Raw genomic sequence first — 593 nt, 5'->3', positions numbered from 1 at the left:
GGGGGGCCTGCGTGCGGAGCTGGACCTGCCGGCCGGCGCGGAGCCGCAGGCATGAGCCGGATCCGGATCCGCCCGGCCAGCGTGCTGGCGCTGGCCGCCGCACTGGCCCTGGCCGGCTGCGCCAGCACGCCGTTGCCGGATCTGCCGCAACAGTCGCTGCCCGCGCGATGGAGCAGCCCGACGCCGCAGGCCGCGGTCCCGCGCCCACCCGGCACGGCCTGGTGGCAGGACTTCCACGATCCTCAGCTCGACGCGCTGGTCGCGCAGGCGCTGCGCGACGACCTCAACGTCGGCCAGGCACTGGCCAAGCTGCGCGCGGCGCGGCGCCTGGATACCGTGGCCGGCGCATCGCAGCGCCCGCAGCTGCGTGCGCGCACCCTCGACCCGATCGACCCCGACGCCAGCGCCTCGTTCCTGGTGGTCGGGCTCGACTCGGAATGGGAGTTGCCGCTGTTCGGCCGCGGCGAGGCGACCCGGCGCATGGCCCGCGGCGATCTGGACAATGCCCAGGCCGACCTGGCGCAGGTACGCGCGGCGACCATCGCCGAGGTGACCCGCAACTGGATCGACCTGCGCCACGCGCAGCAGGCCGA

General features: G+C 75.7%; 1 protein-coding gene. It reads left to right on the top strand.

Annotation, left to right across the window (positions count from 1 at the left end; genetic code table 11):
* Positions 1-51: 51 nt before the first annotated feature.
* On the top strand, positions 52-593 hold a 542-nt coding region (locus D588_RS0121755), incomplete at its 3' end, for a TolC family protein (protein WP_017917505.1).

This window comes from Xanthomonas sp. SHU 308 (assembly GCF_000364645.1).
GTDB classification, from domain to species: domain Bacteria; phylum Pseudomonadota; class Gammaproteobacteria; order Xanthomonadales; family Xanthomonadaceae; genus Xanthomonas_A; species Xanthomonas_A sontii.
The sequence above is the reverse complement of the archived record's forward strand: the minus strand, read 5'-3'. Positions and strand labels throughout refer to the sequence as shown.